The sequence below is a fragment of the Streptomyces sp. NPDC058086 genome, from assembly GCF_042885015.1.
Classification (GTDB): Bacteria; Actinomycetota; Actinomycetes; order Streptomycetales; family Streptomycetaceae; genus Streptomyces.
In genome coordinates, this window is the sequence record NZ_JBHVST010000001.1 from 83833 (window position 1) to 101749 (window position 17917).

General features: G+C 70.4%; 10 protein-coding genes. 4 read left to right on the top strand and 6 right to left on the bottom strand.

The window, feature by feature from the left end; translation table 11 throughout:
- Positions 1–9: 9 nt before the first annotated feature.
- Both ACFVWD_RS00360 and ACFVWD_RS00365 read right to left on the bottom strand, forming a co-directional pair.
- Positions 10–1647 (bottom strand): succinic semialdehyde dehydrogenase, encoded by a 1638-nt coding sequence (locus ACFVWD_RS00360; protein ID WP_389593006.1) that lies wholly within the window; start codon positions 1645–1647, stop codon positions 10–12.
- Between the two features lie 154 nt (positions 1648–1801).
- Complete coding sequence (locus tag ACFVWD_RS00365) at positions 1802–2398, bottom strand: Uma2 family endonuclease (protein WP_389593007.1); 597 nt, start codon at positions 2396–2398, stop codon at positions 1802–1804.
- Between the two features lie 503 nt (positions 2399–2901).
- On the opposite strand from ACFVWD_RS00365, the gene ACFVWD_RS00370 reads away from it, so the two are divergent.
- The 4 genes from ACFVWD_RS00370 to ACFVWD_RS00385 all read left to right on the top strand — a co-directional run bounded on the left by ACFVWD_RS00370 (position 2902) and on the right by ACFVWD_RS00385 (position 9372).
- Positions 2902–3792: a helix-turn-helix domain-containing protein gene (locus tag ACFVWD_RS00370; RefSeq protein ID WP_389593234.1), complete on the top strand. Its 891-nt coding sequence runs from the start codon at positions 2902–2904 to the stop codon at positions 3790–3792.
- A gap of 416 nt (positions 3793–4208) precedes the next feature.
- On the top strand, positions 4209–6206 hold the full coding sequence (locus ACFVWD_RS00375) for a glycosyltransferase family 2 protein (RefSeq protein ID WP_389593009.1): 1998 nt from the start codon (positions 4209–4211) through the stop codon (positions 6204–6206).
- A gap of 163 nt (positions 6207–6369) precedes the next feature.
- The gene (locus tag ACFVWD_RS00380) at positions 6370–8373 is read left to right on the top strand and encodes a glycosyltransferase (protein WP_389593010.1); all 2004 of its coding nucleotides are present in this window, start codon (positions 6370–6372) and stop codon (positions 8371–8373) included.
- Positions 8374–8517: 144 nt separating this feature from the next.
- On the top strand, positions 8518–9372 hold the full coding sequence (locus tag ACFVWD_RS00385) for a hypothetical protein (protein ID WP_389593011.1): 855 nt from the start codon (positions 8518–8520) through the stop codon (positions 9370–9372).
- Between the two features lie 15 nt (positions 9373–9387).
- On the opposite strand, the gene ACFVWD_RS00390 is transcribed toward ACFVWD_RS00385, so the two are convergent.
- The 4 genes from ACFVWD_RS00390 to ACFVWD_RS00405 all read right to left on the bottom strand — a co-directional run bounded on the left by ACFVWD_RS00390 (position 9388) and on the right by ACFVWD_RS00405 (position 17717).
- On the bottom strand, positions 9388–11037 hold the full coding sequence (locus ACFVWD_RS00390; protein ID WP_389593012.1) for a serine/threonine-protein kinase: 1650 nt from the start codon (positions 11035–11037) through the stop codon (positions 9388–9390).
- Positions 11038–11140: 103 nt separating this feature from the next.
- Positions 11141–12820 (bottom strand): protein kinase, encoded by a 1680-nt coding sequence (locus ACFVWD_RS00395; protein WP_389593013.1) that lies wholly within the window; start codon positions 12818–12820, stop codon positions 11141–11143.
- Positions 12821–12930: 110 nt separating this feature from the next.
- On the bottom strand, positions 12931–14679 hold the full coding sequence (locus ACFVWD_RS00400; protein ID WP_389593235.1) for a serine/threonine-protein kinase: 1749 nt from the start codon (positions 14677–14679) through the stop codon (positions 12931–12933).
- Between the two features lie 164 nt (positions 14680–14843).
- The gene (locus tag ACFVWD_RS00405) at positions 14844–17717 is read right to left on the bottom strand and encodes a protein kinase (RefSeq protein WP_389593014.1); all 2874 of its coding nucleotides are present in this window, start codon (positions 17715–17717) and stop codon (positions 14844–14846) included.
- Between the last annotated feature and the right edge of the window lie 200 nt (positions 17718–17917).

The following is a 17917-nucleotide window of genomic DNA, read 5'->3' on the forward strand; positions in this document are numbered from 1 at the left end:
CCGGGGCCCTTATCGCAGCCGGAGCGCCTTCATCACCCTCAGGCTGCGGCTCATGAACTCCGCGTACTTCTCGTCGTCCATGCCGAGCGAGGGCGCCATCGGCAGCAGTCGCTGCTGGGCGACGGTCTGCGCCTCGGTGTACTTGAGGATGCCCTCGGAGCCGTGTCGGCGGCCGAGGCCGGAGTCCTTCATGCCGCCCATCGGCGACTGGACACTGCCGTACGCGGGCGCGTATCCCTCGTTGACGTTCACCGTGCCGGTGCGCAGCCGCGCCGCGACCGCGCGTCCGCGCCGCCCGTCCTTCGTCCAGACGGAGGAGTTGAGGCCGTACGACGTGGAGTTGGCGAGTTCGACGACCTCGTCGTCCGTCTTGAAACGGTAGAGGGAGACGACGGGCCCGAAGGTCTCCTCGTTGCAGACGGCCATGGGGGCCTCCACGCCGTCGAGGATGGTGGGCTCGTAGAAGTAGGGGCCGATGTCGGGGCGGGCGACGCCGCCGGCGACGACCTTCGCGCCCTTCGCGACCGCCTCCTCCACATGCCGGGTCACGGTCTCCAGCTGCCGCTCCCCCACCAGCGAGCCCATGTCGGCGCCGTAGGCGAGGGAGGTGCCGAGCCGCATGGCCTTGGTCCGGGCGGCGAAGCGCTCCGCGAACGCGTCGGCGATGGACTCGTGGACGTACAACCGCTCGATGGAGATGCAGAGCTGACCGGCGGAGGAGAAGCAGGCGCGGACGGCGCCCGCGGCGGCCTTCTCGATGTCGGCGTCCGCCAGGACCACCATCGCGTTCTTGCCGCCGAGTTCGAGGGAGACGCCGACGAGCCGGGCGGCGGCACCCTGGGCGACCTCGCGGCCGGTCCGGGTGGACCCGGTGAAGGAGACGTAGTCGGCGTGCTTGACGACTTCCGGCCCGACAACCGGACCGTCCCCGATCACGACCTGGAAGACCTCGGCGGGCAGCCCGGCCTCGATGAGCAGGTCACGCGCCCACAGGGCGGTGAGGCAGGTCTCGGTGTCCGGCTTCATCACCACCGCGTTGCCCGCGACGAAGGCCGGGAGCGCGTCGCCGACGGAGAGTTCGAGGGGGTAGTTCCAGGGCGCGATCTGACCCACGACACCGCGCGGGTGACGCAGTTCGGTGACCTTGGTGAGAGTGGGCATGGCCCCGGCGTGCCGCTTGGGGCGGAGGTAGGCGGGAGCCTTCCTGCCGTAGTGGCGGGCGGCCACGACGACGGCCTGCACCTCTTCGTGCGCGTGCAGCCGGGCCTTGCCGGTCTCCAGCTGAATGAGGTCGAGCACCTCGGCCTGGCGGGCGAGCACCAGGTCGTGGAAGCGGAGCAGGACGGCGGCGCGCTGCCGTACGGGCGTGGCACCCCAGGCGACCTGCGCCTTACGGGCCCGCTCGAACGCCTCCTGTACGTCCTCGGGGGTGGACTCGGGCAGGTCGGCCAGCTTCTCGCCGGTGAACGGGGTGTGGTTGGCGGTCCGTCCGGAGCCGACGACACCCTTGGTGAGCTGCGCGACCAGCTCGGGCGTGACCACGTCGGCGGCGGTGCGGGCGCCCACGGGAGCGGGGGCGAGGGGGTTGGTGCCGGTCTTTTCCGACTTGACCGTGCCGGTGATTTCCGAGGCCTGCGAGTCCGTCATGAGGCGCAGCGTATGACGGAGCGGGGGCTTTGGGTACCCGTTGGTAACCCGCTTTCACCGACTGCACACACCGTGCCAGTGGGCACTGGCAGCGAATGCCCTGATCAGGGCGTTGTTCAAGCGGCCGGTGTCGATTCGGGGCCGGCCGGGTTGATCAGCTCTCCGCGTCCGCTCCGGCCGCGAACTCCGAGGTGTCCAGGTCGAAGTCGAAGGGCGGGGGAACATGCAGGGTCGCGCCGAAGGTGACCGTCGTCCGCGACCGATAGCCCTTCGGGGACGGGTCCCAGAACGCGGTGATCTCCCCCACTTGCATGTCCAGCACCAGATACACGGGGACGACGCGCCCGTACGTGTCCAGCTTGTCGAGCCAGTCGGCGTCCTTGGTGGACGCGGAGGTCAGCTCGGCGACGAGGGAGAGGGCAGCACCGTCGGCGTGGCGGCCTTCGGCTTCGAAGGCGGATTCGTCGGCGACAAAGAGGTCGGGACCGAAGCCTCGCTCAGCAGGCGGAAACACGAAGAGGAAGGGTGAGGTCTCCGCGACATGCCCTTCAGGCGCATGAGCCTCCACCTGGCTGCGAAGCCTCCGCATAGGACGCAGATAACGCAGCTTCGACCACGGCGACACGACGATCTTCCCCCGGATGAGTTCGGCCTTGTAACCCTCAGGCGTCTCCAGCTCCTCGACGGTCCGGAGCATGTCCTCGAAGGCTCCGGCCGGAGGAGCGTCTATGGCCGCCGGACGCTCACTCATGATGGTCACCGCGGTCCTCCACCGATTACAGGGCGTGTCGCTGCCTCCACGGTAGCGCCGCGCGGACTGCGCCGCTCGCAACCGTGGACTCTCACGCCGCGGCCGCCTGGCCGTCGACCTGCGGTCCCAGCTCGCACCACAGCAGCTTCCCGCCCCCGAAGAGGTCGTCGCCGAGCGGGTAGCCGCCCCATGCGTCCGCGTAGTGACATACGAGGAACAGTCCGCCGTCCGCCGTCCGCCGTCCGCGTCGAAGGGGACGGGGTGGAGCGGGCCGGAACCTTTGTCGAAGGGAGGCGGGATGTGGGGGCGGCGTCCCAGACGCTGACGCGGAGGCGGGTGTCACCGAGGGCGCGGAGGCGGAGGGTGGCGGGACCGGTGGAGTGGCGGTAGGCGTTCATGACGAGTTCCTAGGTCAGGAGTTCTGCGGCGTCGGTGAACTCGGGCATGCCATGTCCGGTGAGCACCGCCCGAAGGGTGACTCGGGCGATCCGCGGGGCGAGCGGATGGCGCGGCAACTGGAGGGCGTAGGCCCAAGATGCGGATGCACACCGTCAACGCGCCGCCTTCGCGTCGGCGTCGAACTGCGCCGACTGCGCGAGCGGACGGGCATGACCGCCGCGGAGGCGGCGCGCGCCCCGGGCACGACGCAAGGCCAGATGAGCAACATCGAAGCCAACCGCTTCGGTGTGAGCGCCGACAGGGTCCGCACTCTCGCCCGCATCTACGGCTGCGCCGACCAGCCCCTGGTCGACGCCCTCGCCGGCATGGCCGCCGACCGCACGCGCGGCTGGTGGGAGGAGTACCGCGAAGCCCTCCCGTCACCCCACCTGGACTTGGCCGAGATGGAGCACCACGCCACCACACTGCGCGTCGCCCAGGTCATCAACATCCCCGGCCTGCTGCAAACCCCGGACCACGCCCGCGCGCTCTTCGGCGAAGCCGTCCCGGCGCTGGCTCCGCATGAGATCGAGCACCGCGTCTCGCATCGCATCAAGCGTCAAGTCGTCCTCTTCCGGGACCATCAGGTGCCGTACACCGCGATCATTCACGAGGCTGCCCTGCGCATGCAGTTCGGTGGCCGTGACGTGACCCGGGGCCAGCTCCGGCACCTCGTCGAGACCAGCGATCAACCGCACGTCACCCTTCGGGTCATCCCCTTCGACGGGACTTCGTTCCCGACGGCAGGCCATGGGCTGGACTATGCCCACGGCCCGGCAACCGCCCTCGACACCGCGCAGCCGGACACGAGCCACGGCAGTGAACTCATCGATATTGCTCGGAAGTTGGAGACATACAGACTGGTCCTGGACCGCATGGAGCGGGCGACCCTCAAGCCGACGACATCCCGCGACCTGATCCACCGAATCGCCAAGAGAATCCTCGTAGAGCCATGAGCACATCGTATCGAATGCCAACGCCTCTTCACCCACGGCCATCAAGTGACGCACATCGGCAACAACGCCTTCCGAAATCACAGGCGATTCCGCAAGAAGCCCTTCCTCGGGAAAGCTGTGAGAATTTCATCTTGTTGTCATGAGGGGTACACGGGCATCGACAAGCCCATCCATTCAAGATCAATTGAACAGAAGCTGCATTTCGCCAGAAGCATGAATAAATCGACCACCGAACAGTGACCTCCAGCACGCCCCGAGCCCGCGCTTCACTGGGCATTCATGTTGTACACACTGGCAACTCACGGTATATTCACATCCCTGTCGGCACCTTCTCCCGCGCACATGGACCTTCGCTTTCGCGGTTTCAAATGCGGCCTAAAACGAGGCGTGCCCCGTCTTGCCAGGAGAACGTGACGATGGCCACGCCCACAGTTTCGGTGATTATCGCTGCCTACAACGCGATGCCCTATGTGACGCGTACCCTTTCCTCGGTCGCCGAGCAAAGCATCGGCCAGGAGCAACTCGAAGTCATCGTCGTCGACGACGGCTCGACCGACGGGACCGGCCCCGAACTCGATCGGTTGGCCGCCAGGCATCCCCAGTGGTTGCGCGTCGTCCACCAGGAGAACTCCGGCGGACCCGCGGCGCCGCGCAACGCCGGGCTCGACCTGGCCCGCGGGAAGTTCGTCTTCTTCCTGGACGCCGACGACTATCTGGGGCCCGAGGCCCTGGAGCGCATGGTCGCCATGGCGGAGAAGAACGGCACAGACGTCGTGCTCGGCAAGATGGTCGGTGTCGGCGGACGCGGCGCGCCCACGTCCATGTTCCGGCAGAACCAGCCCAAGACGGACGTCTTCACCTCCCGCGTGTACTGGACTCTCAGCCCGATGAAGCTGTTCCGCCGCGAGCTGCTGGAACGGCACGAGCTGCGCTTCCCGACGGATCTGTCCACCGGCGAGGACCAGCCGTTCGTGGCCAGTGCCTATCTGTACGCGTCCGGGATCTCCGTGGTCGCCGACTACGACTGCATCTTCTGGGTCCTGCGGGACGACGGCGGCAACGTCACGACGAGCACCTCGGGTTCCGAACCGCGGCTGCGCTACCTCGCGCGCATGGTCGACCTGATCACCGACAAGGTCCCGCCCGGCCCCGGACGCGACCGCATGGCGCACCGACACCTCACAGTGGAGGTGCGGACGCTCATCCACTGGCACCTCAAGCTCGAGACCCGCGAGAGCCAGCGCAGAACCCTTGCCCGCCTCGCCGAGATCATCGCCCCCCTGCTGCACGACGGCCTGCGCGAGGAACTCTCGGCGATGGCCTGGCTGCGCCTCCACTTCGTACGGCACGAGATGCTTGACGAGCTCCTCGAACTCGACCGCTTCGAAGACGAGTTGAACGCGTCCGGCGTGGCCACCCCGCTCGTCGTCGACAAGGGCCGCGCCTACGCCAAGTACCCGTACTTCCGCGACCCCGTACGCGCCGTGCCCGACGACTGCTACGACGTCACCGACCAGGTCGGCGTCCGGCACCACATCTCCCGCGCCGAGCTGCGCGGCACCACGCTCCATCTGGCGGGGTACGCATATCTCCACCGCGTGGCGACCGACGACGTGACCACCGAGCTCGTGCTCCGCGAGCGTGACAGCGGGACGGAGTACCGCCTCCCCGTCACGCACACCGCCACCCCGAGGCTGGGCGCCCACGAGGACGAGGGCCGGTACACATACGACACGGCCGGGTTCGAGGCTGCCGTCGGCATCGACAGCGCGGCCGACGGCGCGCCGCTCGGCGACGGGCTGTGGGACATCTCCCTGGCCGTCGGGGCCCAGGGACTCTCGCGCGAGGTCCGCATCGGCAGCAAGCGCGCCACGGACGTGTCCGGTGTATCGGACACCCGTGTCGTGGACACCACTCGAGGTGTTCGTGCCGTGACCCTGTACACCACCAAGCCGCATGGCAACTTCACGCTCGACCTCGGCGAGAAGAAGCACAGGGTGGTGTCGCATCTGAAGCTCGAGGCGGCCCGCTGGAACGCCAGCACCCCCACGGAGCTGCTGATCACCGGTCGGTGGACGTTGGGTGCCTACCCGGACGGCCCGCTGACCCTCGTGCTCGGTAACGGCGAGGGCGCGACCGCCGACTTCCCGGTCACACGTACCGCACACGGCGACACCTTCACTGCGCGCGTGCCCGTCACCGACCTTCCAGCCGGCCTCTGGAACGGCGAACTGCGTCTGTCCGGCTGGTCTGTGCCCCTTCCCCGACTTCCGAAGGACCTGGCAGCGGCCAAGTGGCGGCGTCGGGGCGTCCCCTGGTACGCAAAGCCCGTGTCCGGCAGCGGTGCGGCGTTCGCCCTCCGGGTGGCGAAGACGGATCTCGTCAAGGTGATCTCCGGAAAGCTCAAGCCCTGAGAGAAACGGCCGGCTTCACGAGAAGCACTCAGTAAAAAATACAGCTAAATCATGATTTGCTCAAAGCATTTCCAGCCGCTTCCTTTGCATAATCGACGGCCACAAAAGAAATAGCCAAGTCGACCGGAAAAGGGGCACCCCGGACTACTTGGAGAGCGTGACGATGGCCGGCCCCACCGTTTCGGTGATTATCGCTGCCTACAACGCGATGCCCTATGTGACGCGTTCCATCACCTCCGTGGCCGAACAGACCATCGGGCGGGACGCGTTGGAAATCATCGCGGTCAACGACGGTTCGACGGATGGAACGGCCAAGGAACTCGACCGTCTCGCCGACGAGTTTCCAGGGCTCTTGCAGGTCGTCCACCAGGAGAATTCTGGAGGCCCCTCAGCGCCGCGCAACGCCGGACTCGGCCTCGCTCGCGGAGAGTTCGTCTTCTTCCTCGATGCCGACGACTATCTGGGACCAGAGGCCCTGGAGCGCATGGTCACCATGGCCGAGAAGAACGGCACCGACATCGTGCTCGGCAAGATGGTCGGCATCGGCGGACGCGGCCTGCCCATGTCGATGTTCCGAAGCAACCAGCCGAAGACCGATGTCTTCAACTCCCGTGTCTACTGGGCCCTCAACCCGCTGAAGCTGTTCCGACGCAGGCTGCTGGAGCGGCACGCACTGCGATTCCCGACCGGCATGCCCGTCGGTGAGGACCAGCCGTTCACCGCCCTGGCGTACCTGCATGCCTCGGGGATCTCCGTGATCGCCGACTACGACTGCCTGTTCTGCACCCTGCGGGAAGACGGCGGCAACATCACTGTGCGCACCAAGGGTTCGGAACCTCGCCTGCGGTTTCTCGCCGCCATGGTCGACCTCATCCTGGAGAACGTGCCGCCCGGTCCCGGCCGCGACCACCTGGCGCACCGGCACCTCACCGTCGACGTGCCCCATGTGCTCGACAGTCATCTGGTTCACGAAGCCCGCCCGCAGCAGTTGAAGTCTCTCGCCGAGATCGCCGAGATCATCGCCCCGCTGTGGCACGAGGGGATGAACGACCGACTCTCGGCGATGGCCCGGGTTCGACTGCATCTCGTACGGCACGGGATGCTGGACGAGGTACTTGAATTGGTGGGATTCGAGAAAGAACTGGCCGACAGCAAGGCGGCCACTCCCGTCCTCCTCGACGGCGGCCGCGCCTACGCCCGCTACCCCTTCCTCCGCGACCCCGCCCGCGCCGTCCCCGACGCCTGCTACGACGTCACGGGTCAGCTGGGCACCCGCCACCACGTCAGCCGGGCCGAACTGCGGGGCACCACCCTTCACCTGGCCGGACACGCTTATCTGCACCGTGTGGAGACGCAGGCCGTCACCACCGACCTTGTCCTGCGCGAGCGGGACAGCGGCACGGAATTCCGGCAGCCCGTCACGCACACCGCGACACCGGGCCTCGGCGCCGACGCGGACGAGGGCGCGTACGCGTACGACCTGGCCGGGTTCGAGGCGGTCGTCGACATCGCCACCGGCGCCGACGGCAAGCCCCTCGACGACGGACTCTGGGACATCTCCCTCGCAGTTGGCGCCCAGGGCGTGTCGCGCGAGGTCCGCATCGGCAGCAGACGCGCCGACGACGTGTCGGGCAAGGCCAGCACACGGGTTGTCGACACGGGCGCGGGGGTGCGGGCGGCCACGCTCTACACGACCAACCCGCACGGCAACTTCACGCTCGACCTCGGCGAGAAGAAGCACGGCATACGGTCGCATCTGCGGTTCGACGGCGTCCGCTGGGCCACCGGCACGCCCACCGAACTGGAGATCACCGGGCGGTGCACCCTTGCCGAGTATCCGGAGGGCGCGCTGGCCGCCGTCCTGGACGACGGTCGTGGTGGGAGCGCTTCCTTCGCCGCCGTCCGCGGTGGCGGTGGCGGTGACGGCACCTTCACCGTGCGGGTGAAGGTCACCGAGCTCGCCGTCGGCGAGTGGACCGGCGAACTACGCCTCGGCGATTGGGCGTTGCCCCTCCCGGCACTCCCGAAGAAGTTGGCCCCCGCCAAGTGGCGCCACCGGGGCCTGCCCTGGTACGCCAAGCCGGTCCCCGATGCCGGGAAACGCTTCGCCCTGCAGGTCGCGAGGACGAACCTGGTCAAGGCAGTCGCGGGCAAGCTGAAGGCGTGACCGCCACCGCCGCGGGCGGCGCTTTACCAACTTGACGTTTCCTTGACCTTTACCACATAGTCCTTTCACCTCATGTACACGGCAGGTACCGGCCGCGCCTCAGGCGCGGCCGGTCGTGTCCGCACACCGAAGGACTTCCTCAGAATGAAGAGATCCGCGCTGTCGCGCCCCGGCGTCGCAGTGGTCGCGTCGGCGCTCGCGCTCGCCCTGGCCACGGGCTGTTCCGGCTCCGGTTCGGATTCCGGCTCCGGCTCCGGCTCCGGCTCCGGTGACAAGGCGACGGGCGGCGAGGGGGCGGCGGCCACGGTCAAGGCCCTGAGCGACGCCGAGTTGAAGAAGCTGATCGTCGGCAAGGGCGACCTCGGCGGATACCGCTTCGCGGCGGCCGACCGGTCCGAGCGGTTCGCCTCCTCCAAGGAGGAGATCACCGTCGTCGACGAGAAGTGCGCGCCGCTCGCCTATGTCCTCACCGGCTTCGCGCCGGGCGACTCGACCGCGTACGTCAACACCATGGCCACGCCGGTGGAGGCCAAGCCCAGCGCGTCCTCCACCAAGAGCATGGAGGACATGACGGAGAAGGAGCTCGACGAGGCGCTGAACTCGATCAGCGACACCCTCGGCGGGACAGTCACCATCGTCTCGCTCTCCTCGTACGAGGGCGACGGTGCCCAGAAGGCCATGTCCTCCGTCTCCGACGCGGTCAAGGGCTGCGCGGGCGGGTTCAAGGCCACGTCGAAGGGCGCGAAGGACGACCCCCAGAAGTTCACCAAGGTCGAGGCGGAGAAGGCCTCGGGCAGCGGCGACGAGTCGGTCGCCTTCGCCGTGACCGGCGAGGCGGACGGTGACAAGATCGTCGTACACGCCGAGGCGGTGCGTCACGGCAGCACGGTGGCCACGTACTACTCGCTGAACCTGGCCGCGTTCCTCGCCGACGGGAAGCCCAAGGAGTACGGCATCCCGGCCGACCTCATCAAGGCCCAGGCCGGCAAGCTCGCCTGAGCCCTCGCCAGGCCCTTACAGCCGGTCGATGTCCAGGTTCGCGATCGCCGTCCTGGCGACTTCACGGCCGCGTGCCGTGAAGTCGCCCTTGCCCGGATAGCTGATCGTGAACTTGTACATGTCGCCCTTGGACGACTTGTAGTAGAAGATCTTCACCTCGCGCGGACGCGGGTTCTGGCTGTCGGTGGTCGTGTAGACGACGGTGTTCTCGGCGGCCTGCCTGCCGTGGTACCTCGCGTTCTCCGGGGCCGTCCGCGGGGCCTCGGGCATGCTCAGCTCATACGCGCCGCTGCCCTTGAAGTCGTCGTTGTCGGCGTACATCTCGGCGGCCGAGGAGTCCTTGATCCGGTGGCTCGTGTCCTCGGACTTCTTGATCAGGGTCAGGCCGATCCAGATGCTGCCGCTCCAGTCGGTGTACGTGACCCAGTGCCCCTTGTCCGACGTCCGGTCCGGCGTCGATCTCTGGTAGCCCGCGGGCGCCGCCAGTGTCGCGACGACGTCCGTCTCGTGGTGCTTCTTCCAGCCGTCGGGCAGCGGCCCCGCGAAGGGGTTCGCGAACACCAGGTACGCCGCCACCGCCGCCGCGACGACCACCGCGCCGAGGCCGATGAACAGGGGCGTGCGGCGCACACGCAGACCCTTGCCGCCCGGACCCGCGATCTGCACCACCTGCGTCGGCTCCGGGACAGGTGGCGCGGCGGCCTCCTCCAGCATCCGTCGGACCCGGTCCGCGCCGGGGCGGCGGGACGGCTCCTTGTCCAGCAGCCCGTTGATGGCCTCCGCCAGCGGACCCCGCGCCGAAGCGGGCGGTGCCGGGGTGGAGTTGAGGACCGACTGGAGCGTCGCGGGCGTGTTGCTGCGGCGGAAGGGCGACACGCCCTCCGTGGCCGCGTACAGGAAGACACCGAGCGACCAGAGGTCGGAGGCCGGGCCCGGACGCTGGCCCAGCACCCGCTCCGGCGCGATGTACTCGGGCGACCCGACGAAGCCGCCCGTGGCCGTCAGATTCGTCTCGCCCTCGATCTGCGCGATGCCGAAGTCGGTGAGGACGACCCGGCCGTGCGGGCCGAGCAGCACGTTGTCGGGCTTGACGTCCCGGTGCAGGATGCCCGCCGCGTGCGCCGCCTCCAGCGCGCCGAGCACCTCAAGACCGATACGCGCCGCCTCACGCACCCCGAGCGTGCCCTCCTGGAGGGCTGCGCCCAGCGAACGGCCCCGCACCAGCTCCATGACGATCCAGGGCTGTCCGTCCACGACCGCGACGTCGTGGACGTTCACCACCGCCGGGTGATCGAGCCGGGCCGCGGCGCGCGCCTCGCGGCGCATCCGCTCGAAGACATTGGCGCGTTCACGCTCGGGAAGGTGGTCCGGGACGCGCGGCTCCTTGACGGCGACCTCACGGTCCACCGTCTCGTCCTTGGCCCGCCAGACCGTCCCCATCCCACCGTGACCGAGCTTGCCGAGCAGCCGGTAGCGGCCCACGATGAGCCGCCCGGTGCCGGGGTCGGGCGCGGTCGTGGGATCGGGCGAGGTCGTGGGATCGGGCGAGGGCACTGGATCGGGCACGGACTCGACCGTCGGCTCCGGGGCGACCCGGGTCGGCGGTTGCAGAACGAAACTCGTCGGCTCGTCGGACCCGTAAGGGACTCCCCCGTTGTTCCTCATGGGTCCATCCCTATCGCGGCACGCTCTCCGGCATCCAGACCCGTCGCGCACCGGTCACAGACCCGTGACGCGGACCATCCCTTATCTCCCGTTTGTCTCCCGCCTACGGGGCCACGAAGGTGTCCAATGCCACGTCGAAGTACTCCTTCGCCTGCGTCACCTTGCCGACCGGCGCCGACACCCACACGTCGTACATCCGGCCGCCTTCCTCCCAGCAGAGGTCGTACGTGTGCCGCGCGCCCTCCGCCTTGGTGAAGCCGTTCCAGGTGAACTCCCAGAGCGCGCCGGGCTGTCCGTCGTGCGTGGTCGAGGTGACGGTGCCGTCGTGGTAGCCCGGGTTCGTGGACGACCCGTCGGCGTCGGCACGCCGCATCACCGCGAGCGGGCCGCCCGCCTCGGGGTCGGTCGCCTTGATGCCGAGGCGGAAGGTCTGGTCCGGCGACAGGTAGAAGATCCGCTCGCCCTCCGGATCGCGTGTGAAGCCGTCCGGCACGGCGAGCGAGAACCCGTCCGGGTCATGGACCGTCCGATAGCCCGAGGGCGCCGTGCCGGAGGCGGCGGTCGGCTTCTGCTGCCGGGTGACGGTGACCGTGGGGGCGGGGCTCGGTGAGGCCGAAGACCCCGGCGCTGCGGGCGCGCTCGGGGAGTGCGACGCGCTCACGGACGTGCCCGGCGCCGAACTGGCGGACGGAGTCGACGTGCCGCCCCCGCCACCGCCCCCGCCGTGGTTCACCAGCAGCGCCGCCGACACGCCGGCCCCGGCCACGGCGGCGACCAGCGCCGCGACGACGAGCATGGTCCGCGCCGACCGCTTCGGGGCACGGCCGGGCGCGGCGGCAGGAGGAGGAACCGGCGGAGAGGAGGGGTGCGCGGCCTGCTGGGCGGGCGATTTCCGCTTCGGTACGTCCCGTTGCGTGGGCGTGTAGCCGGCCGACGCGGCCCTCGGCGTACGGCCCGTCTCCAGGAACGCCTTGAGCAGCCGCTCCGCCTCCAGCGCGTCGAGCCGCCGCTCCGGATCGCGCTCCAGCAGCCCCCGTACGACGGGCAGCAGGGGTGCGGCCTGCGCGGGCGGGCGGATCTCGTCCATGACGACGGCGTGCAGGATGCCGCCCAACGAGTCACGGCGGAAGGGCGATTCGCCGCTCAGGACCGTGCAGAGCAACGCGCCGAGCGACCACAGATCGGACTCGGGGCCGGTCCTGACCCCGGACATCCGCTCGGGCGCGGTGTATTCGGGCGAGCCGACGAACGACCCGCTCTCGGTGAGGGTCGTGGCGCCCGCGACCTGGGCGATGCCGAAGTCGGTGAGCACGACACGGTCGGTGCCCGCCTCCATCAGGACGTTGGCGGGCTTGAGGTCACGGTGCAGGACACCCGCGTCGTGCGCGCGGCGCAGCGCGCCGAGGAGGGCGAGGCCGATCCGGGCGGCCTCGCGCGCGTCGACAGGACCGTCGGCGGAGATCCGCTCGGCGAGCGAGCCGCCGTCGATCAGCTCCATGACGATGTAGGGCCGTTCGTCCTCCTCGACCACGTCGTGCACGACGATGATGTGAGGGTGGTGCAGCTGGGCGACCGCGCGGGCCTCGCGCAGGGTGCGGTCGCGCTGCGTCCGGGCCTCGTCGTCGGAGAGCGAGTCGTCGAGGGCGAGCTCCTTCACCGCGACCTGCCGGGCGAGCAGCTGGTCGGTGGCGCGCCAGACGACGCCCATGCCGCCCCGGCCGATCCTGGCCTCCAGCCGGTAACGGCCGCCGATCACACGGACGTTCTCCCCCTCGGTCCCCATACGCCCCATCATGCCGCACCGGACGGACGCGCTCCGGGCACCGGACCGCGCGATGGCTGTTATCCGGCCTTGTCAGACCGGTTGCGGCCCGTTCGTGTCCGCCCGGCCCGTCAGGTCTTGGGGAGCCAGCTGCGGAGAATCACGTCGAACTGCCGGCGTGCCGTGTCCCAGTCCGCCGCGGGCGAGGACATGTAGATCGCGTACTCGACACCCTCGCGGCTGCGGTACGTCTGCTCGATCGCCCGCCGTTTGCCGGGGAACGGCGTCTGCTTCGCCAGCGCGGTCCAGGTGAAGTCCCACAGGGAGCCCGGGCAGTCGCGGAACGTGTTGGCCTGCAGAAGCACCTGGTGGTAGTCGGCCAGCTTGGTCAACTGCTGCTCCAGGTCCTGCTGGTGTGCGTACGGGGTGGGGAAATCCGGAGAGTCGTCGATGGCGATGCGGACGAAGTGCTCGCCGCCGTCGGGCGTGTAGTCGACCTGGTTGCCATTGGCCTGTCGCTGCCAGGTCTTGTCGGGCAGGGAGATGGTGAAGCCCTCGGCGTCGTCCCGCTGCACCCAGGAGCCGGGCACGGCGCCGGACGGCTCCTGGGAGCCCGAAGTCGCGGTCGGGGTGCTCCCGGGCTTGGTGGTACGGGGATTCGCGGTGCCGGACGAGGCACTGTTGTGGGTGTCGTCGCTCCGTGCGCCGTTCAGGTAGTTCATGGCCACGGCCCCGCCACCGCCGATCAGGGCGGCGAGTACGACGACGAGGGCGATCGTACGACCGCGGCGCCGTCTCCCGGACGCGCCCGCGCTGCCGGTGCCGTCGCCCATGGGCCCGGGCACCGGCGCGTGAAGCGTCGGCGTCGCCCCGTGCGCGCCCGATCCGTGCGCCACGGACCCGTGCGACGCCGTCTCGTGCGCCCCCGGTCCGTGGGGCGCCGCGCCGTGCGATCCCGTCCCCTGGGGCACCGTCCCGTAGGCCGCCACCGGCTGCGCGCCCATCCCCATGGTGCCCGTGTCCACATGCTGCTGCGTCGGCACATACGCCTGCGCAGCACTCGGCCGGCGCCCCTCCGCGGCCTCGGCGAGCATCTGCTCGGCCTCCTCCGCACCGGGCCGCACGGCCGGGTCCTTGTGCAGCAGCGCGGTGATGACGGGCCCGAGCGGACCGGCGTGCTGCGGCGGCGTGGGCTCCTCGTCGACCACGGCCTGCATGGTGGTCAGCGGCGAGGTACGCCGGAACGGCGACCGCCCCTCCACCGCCGTGTACAGCGTCGCGCCGAGCGCCCACAGGTCGGCGGACGGACCGGGGTCGTGGCCGCGCACCCGCTCGGGCGCCAGGTAGTCGACCGAGCCGACGATCTCGCCGGTACGCGTGATGGTCGTGTCGCCCTCGACCTGCGCGATCCCGAAGTCGGTGAGCAGCACCCGTCGGTCCGAGGACAGCAGTACGTTCCCGGGCTTCACGTCACGGTGCAGTACGCCGGCGGAGTGCGCGGCGCGCAGGGCGCGCAGCACCCACAACCCGATTCGCGCCGCCTCGGTCGGTTCGACGCGCCCCTGCTCCTTGACCTCGTCGGCCAGTGAGTTGCCCTCGACCAGCTCCATGACGATCCAGGGCCGGTTGTCGTGATCCAGGACGTCGTGCACGGTGACGACGGACGAGTGGTTGATCCGGGCGGCGGCCCGCGCCTCGGCGTGGGTGCGCGCCAACAGCACGACCCGGTCACTCTCCGTCACATACAGCGCGGCCGTCAGCTCCTTGATCGCGACGGCACGGTGCAGCACTTCGTCGTGCGCGCGCCACACGCGGCCCATGCCACCGCTGCCGATGGGTTCGACAAGTCGGTAGCGGCCCGCGAGGAGCAGGCCCTGCATCTGATTCACGTTTCCCCGCAATGGTATTGACAGGGTCAGACTAAAGAGCGGTCCCCGCGCAGGGAACCGGCGGGGTCGTACGGAGACCGCACTGTGACGGTTCTCCCTTCGGGGTACGGGAAGGAACCATTCGGCGTTCAGCGGTTCATGACTACGGGAATTGCTCAGCCGGTGACTTGGTACGTCGCCGACGCCTGCTCGTACAGTCTCGTGACCTCGTCGCGTTCGGCCTCCGGGCCGCGGACCTGCACCACGTGGTAGTGCCCGCCGACGATGATCGCAAGATTGCGGACGTACAGTGACTGCCCGGCGGAGTTCTGCCAGGTGAACTGCCCCTCTGCCATGGTCCGTCCGCCCACGTCGATCCGCCGCATCCCGCTGGACGTGGCCCACGTCGAGTCGCGGAACGGCTGCAACTCGCTCTCGGTCTCCCGCTGGTACGTCAGCGGATCGCTGCCGTACTTGCCGGTGCTGTCCCGTCCGGGTACGACGATGAGCTCGAAGTCGCCCTGGGAGTAGACCACCTGGCCGCGCCCGTTCTTGGGCGTGCGGTTCCAGCCGTTGGCCACGGCGACCTGGAAGCCCTCGGAGTCCTTGCGCAGGGTGAAGCCCTGGCCGACCGCCGGGTCGTCGGACTGCGAGGTCGTCGAACTGGCGCCGCCCGAAGGGTTCGTGTCCGTGCCGGGAGAGGTCTGGTCGGGGCGCGGCCGGCTGCTGGCGCTGCCGTCGGCGCCCGTGCCCGCTGTGTTCCCGGGTGCCGGGCTCACCTGGCCCGCGGAGCCGGTCCGTTCGCCGTTCGCGTCGCCGTTCGGGTCGGTCTTCTTCGGCATGAAGACCATCGCGTACGCGACCGCCGCGGCCAGCAGGAGCAGGACCAGCAGGACCAGGTTCCGGCCCAGCTTGCGCGGCTTGGCCGTCTCCGTCGACCTGGCCGGCTTCGCCTGCCGGTCGGGCTTCGCGCGCTTGTGGCGGGCGTGTGCGCTGGTCGCGGGCAGTCCGGCCCGGCGCCTGCGGACGAGCTCGCCCCTGCGCCGTACGATCGGCAGCCGGCTGGGGTCGACGGGCGGCGCCGCGACGACGTGCGCGCCCGCCTCGGGCTCCGGCGCGGACCGCACCAGCGAGCGCAGCCAGCCGCTCAGCTCCTCGAAGTCCAGCCGCTCGGTGGGGTCCTGACGCAGCAGCGACTCCACGACGGGCCGCAGTGGCCCGCACTCCTCGGCGAACGCGGGCGGCTCCGCGCAGACCAGCTGCACCAGCTCCGCGGTGTTGTCCTCCGGGTAGGGCGCGTGTCCCTGCACGGCCCGGAAGAGCAGGGCGCCCAGCGCCCACAGATCGGTCTGGGGGCCGATCGGCGCCGCCAACTGCCAGTTCTCGTGCACCGGCCCGGCCTGCTCCGGCGCCCATCGCTCGGTCACCGGACCGACGACGGCCATCCGCGCCTGCCGGGCCCGCTCCGCGGCGAGCGCGGTGGCGGGACCGCGCCGCGGGGGCGCACCGGCGACCAGCTCGTCCCAACGGCCGTTGGGGGTCGGGGCGGGGGCGGGCTGCTGTCCGGGCACGAGGGCGGGGGTGCCGTGGTTCTGGATGCCGTGGTTCTGGGCGCCGTGGGCGCCCTGGGTGCCGTGAAGGTCCTGGGGTCCCGGGGGCACCGGGGTGCCGCTGTGGCCACTTCCAGGACCGGCCGCGGGGCCGGGGAGCGCCGGGCGCCCCTGACCGCCGTTGCCGCCGGGGCCGGGACCACCGAAGCCAGGGCCGTTGACGCCAGGGCCGGTACCGGTGCCGGGGCCGGTTCCGGGGCGCGGCTGCGCGCCGGGCCACGCGCCCGCACGCCCGACGCCGACGCCGTACGGGTCGGCGATCTGACCGGGGGGCGGCGTCTCGGGCCGCTGCTCCACACCCTGACCGGAGCCCTGGGCCCCCGACATGGAGCCGTCGGCCGGTGGGGCGGGACGGGGCGCGGGCAGTGCCGCCGGACCGCCCCGCTGCTGCTCGTGCACGCGGGCCGCGGCCCGGGCTCCGGCCCGGTACGCGGCGATGGCCCCGGCCCGGGCCGCCCGGGCGTCGCCTCCGGCCTCCAGCGCCCTGCGCGCCAGGGCCGCTCCGCCTTCGGCGGGCGGCTCCCCCACGGGTGTGGTGTTCTCGGCCCGCGCCTCGATCGCGGCCCGCCGCGCGGCCTCGGCATCGGCCCCCTGCGCACTGGCGACCACCGCGCCGAACGAGGCTCCGGGACCCCCGCCGGACGCACCACCGGCTCCCCCACCGGGCAGCCCTCCGGTCACTCCACCGGGCGCGGCACCGCGCGTACGGGCCGCGCCACGCGGAACACCGCCGCCCGTGCCCGTACCCGCTCGTGAATCCGCACCGACACCCGCGTGGGGTGAACCGGCACCGGCGCCTCCCTCACCCCCGGGACCCTCGAAGTCCTGTACCGGCACCGGGTCGTACCCGCACAGTGCCTCCTCCGCGGCGCCGGCGGCCAGGCCGGTCAGCATCACACGGCCGTCGTCGCAGACGAGCACCGTGCGCACGGTGATGTTGCGGTGGACCCATCCGTGCGCGTGCAGCACCCTCAGCGCGGTGACGACGTCGGCGGCGACCTCGGCCGCCCGATAGGGGCTCAGCGGCTTCTCGGCGAGCAGCGCGGCCAGCGACCGCGCGGGCACCAGCTCACTCACTATCCACAACGACCCGCCTTCGGCGAACACGTCGAAGACCTGGTCGAGCCGGGGATGGTCGGGAATCTGCGCGGCGGCCTGCGCCGCCTCGATCGCCCGTCGTACGGCGGGTTCGGTGGGCCGGCGCGTGGTCCGTGCGGAGGCGCGCCGCACCCCGCCGTCCCGCGCCACGAACCCCTCGGGCAGCCCGTCCGCGTCGAGCATCTCCGCCTCGACGACCTCCGGCAACGGCACCTGCCGGACGAGGACTTCCTGTCCGCTGTAGGTGTCGAAGGCCCGGCTCTCGGCGAGTTCGTACTCGTCGGAGGGCGGCAGCGGCAGGCGGTAACGGTCGGCGAGTACCCGTCCCGCATAGTCGTCCACGACGCCTCCCCCGGCCGCCCGGTGGTCAATTCCGTTCGCCTTGCGCCCCGTTACGGCTTCGTACGGTCCGCAACCACTCACGATACGTGCCGGAGGCAACCCGCAATGTCGGGATGCAAGATGTCACCGGCCCGTGACCGACCCCTACAACAGACACCCCGGGCGAACCGGCCCGAACCTCACGGCATGGGCACGCGCCT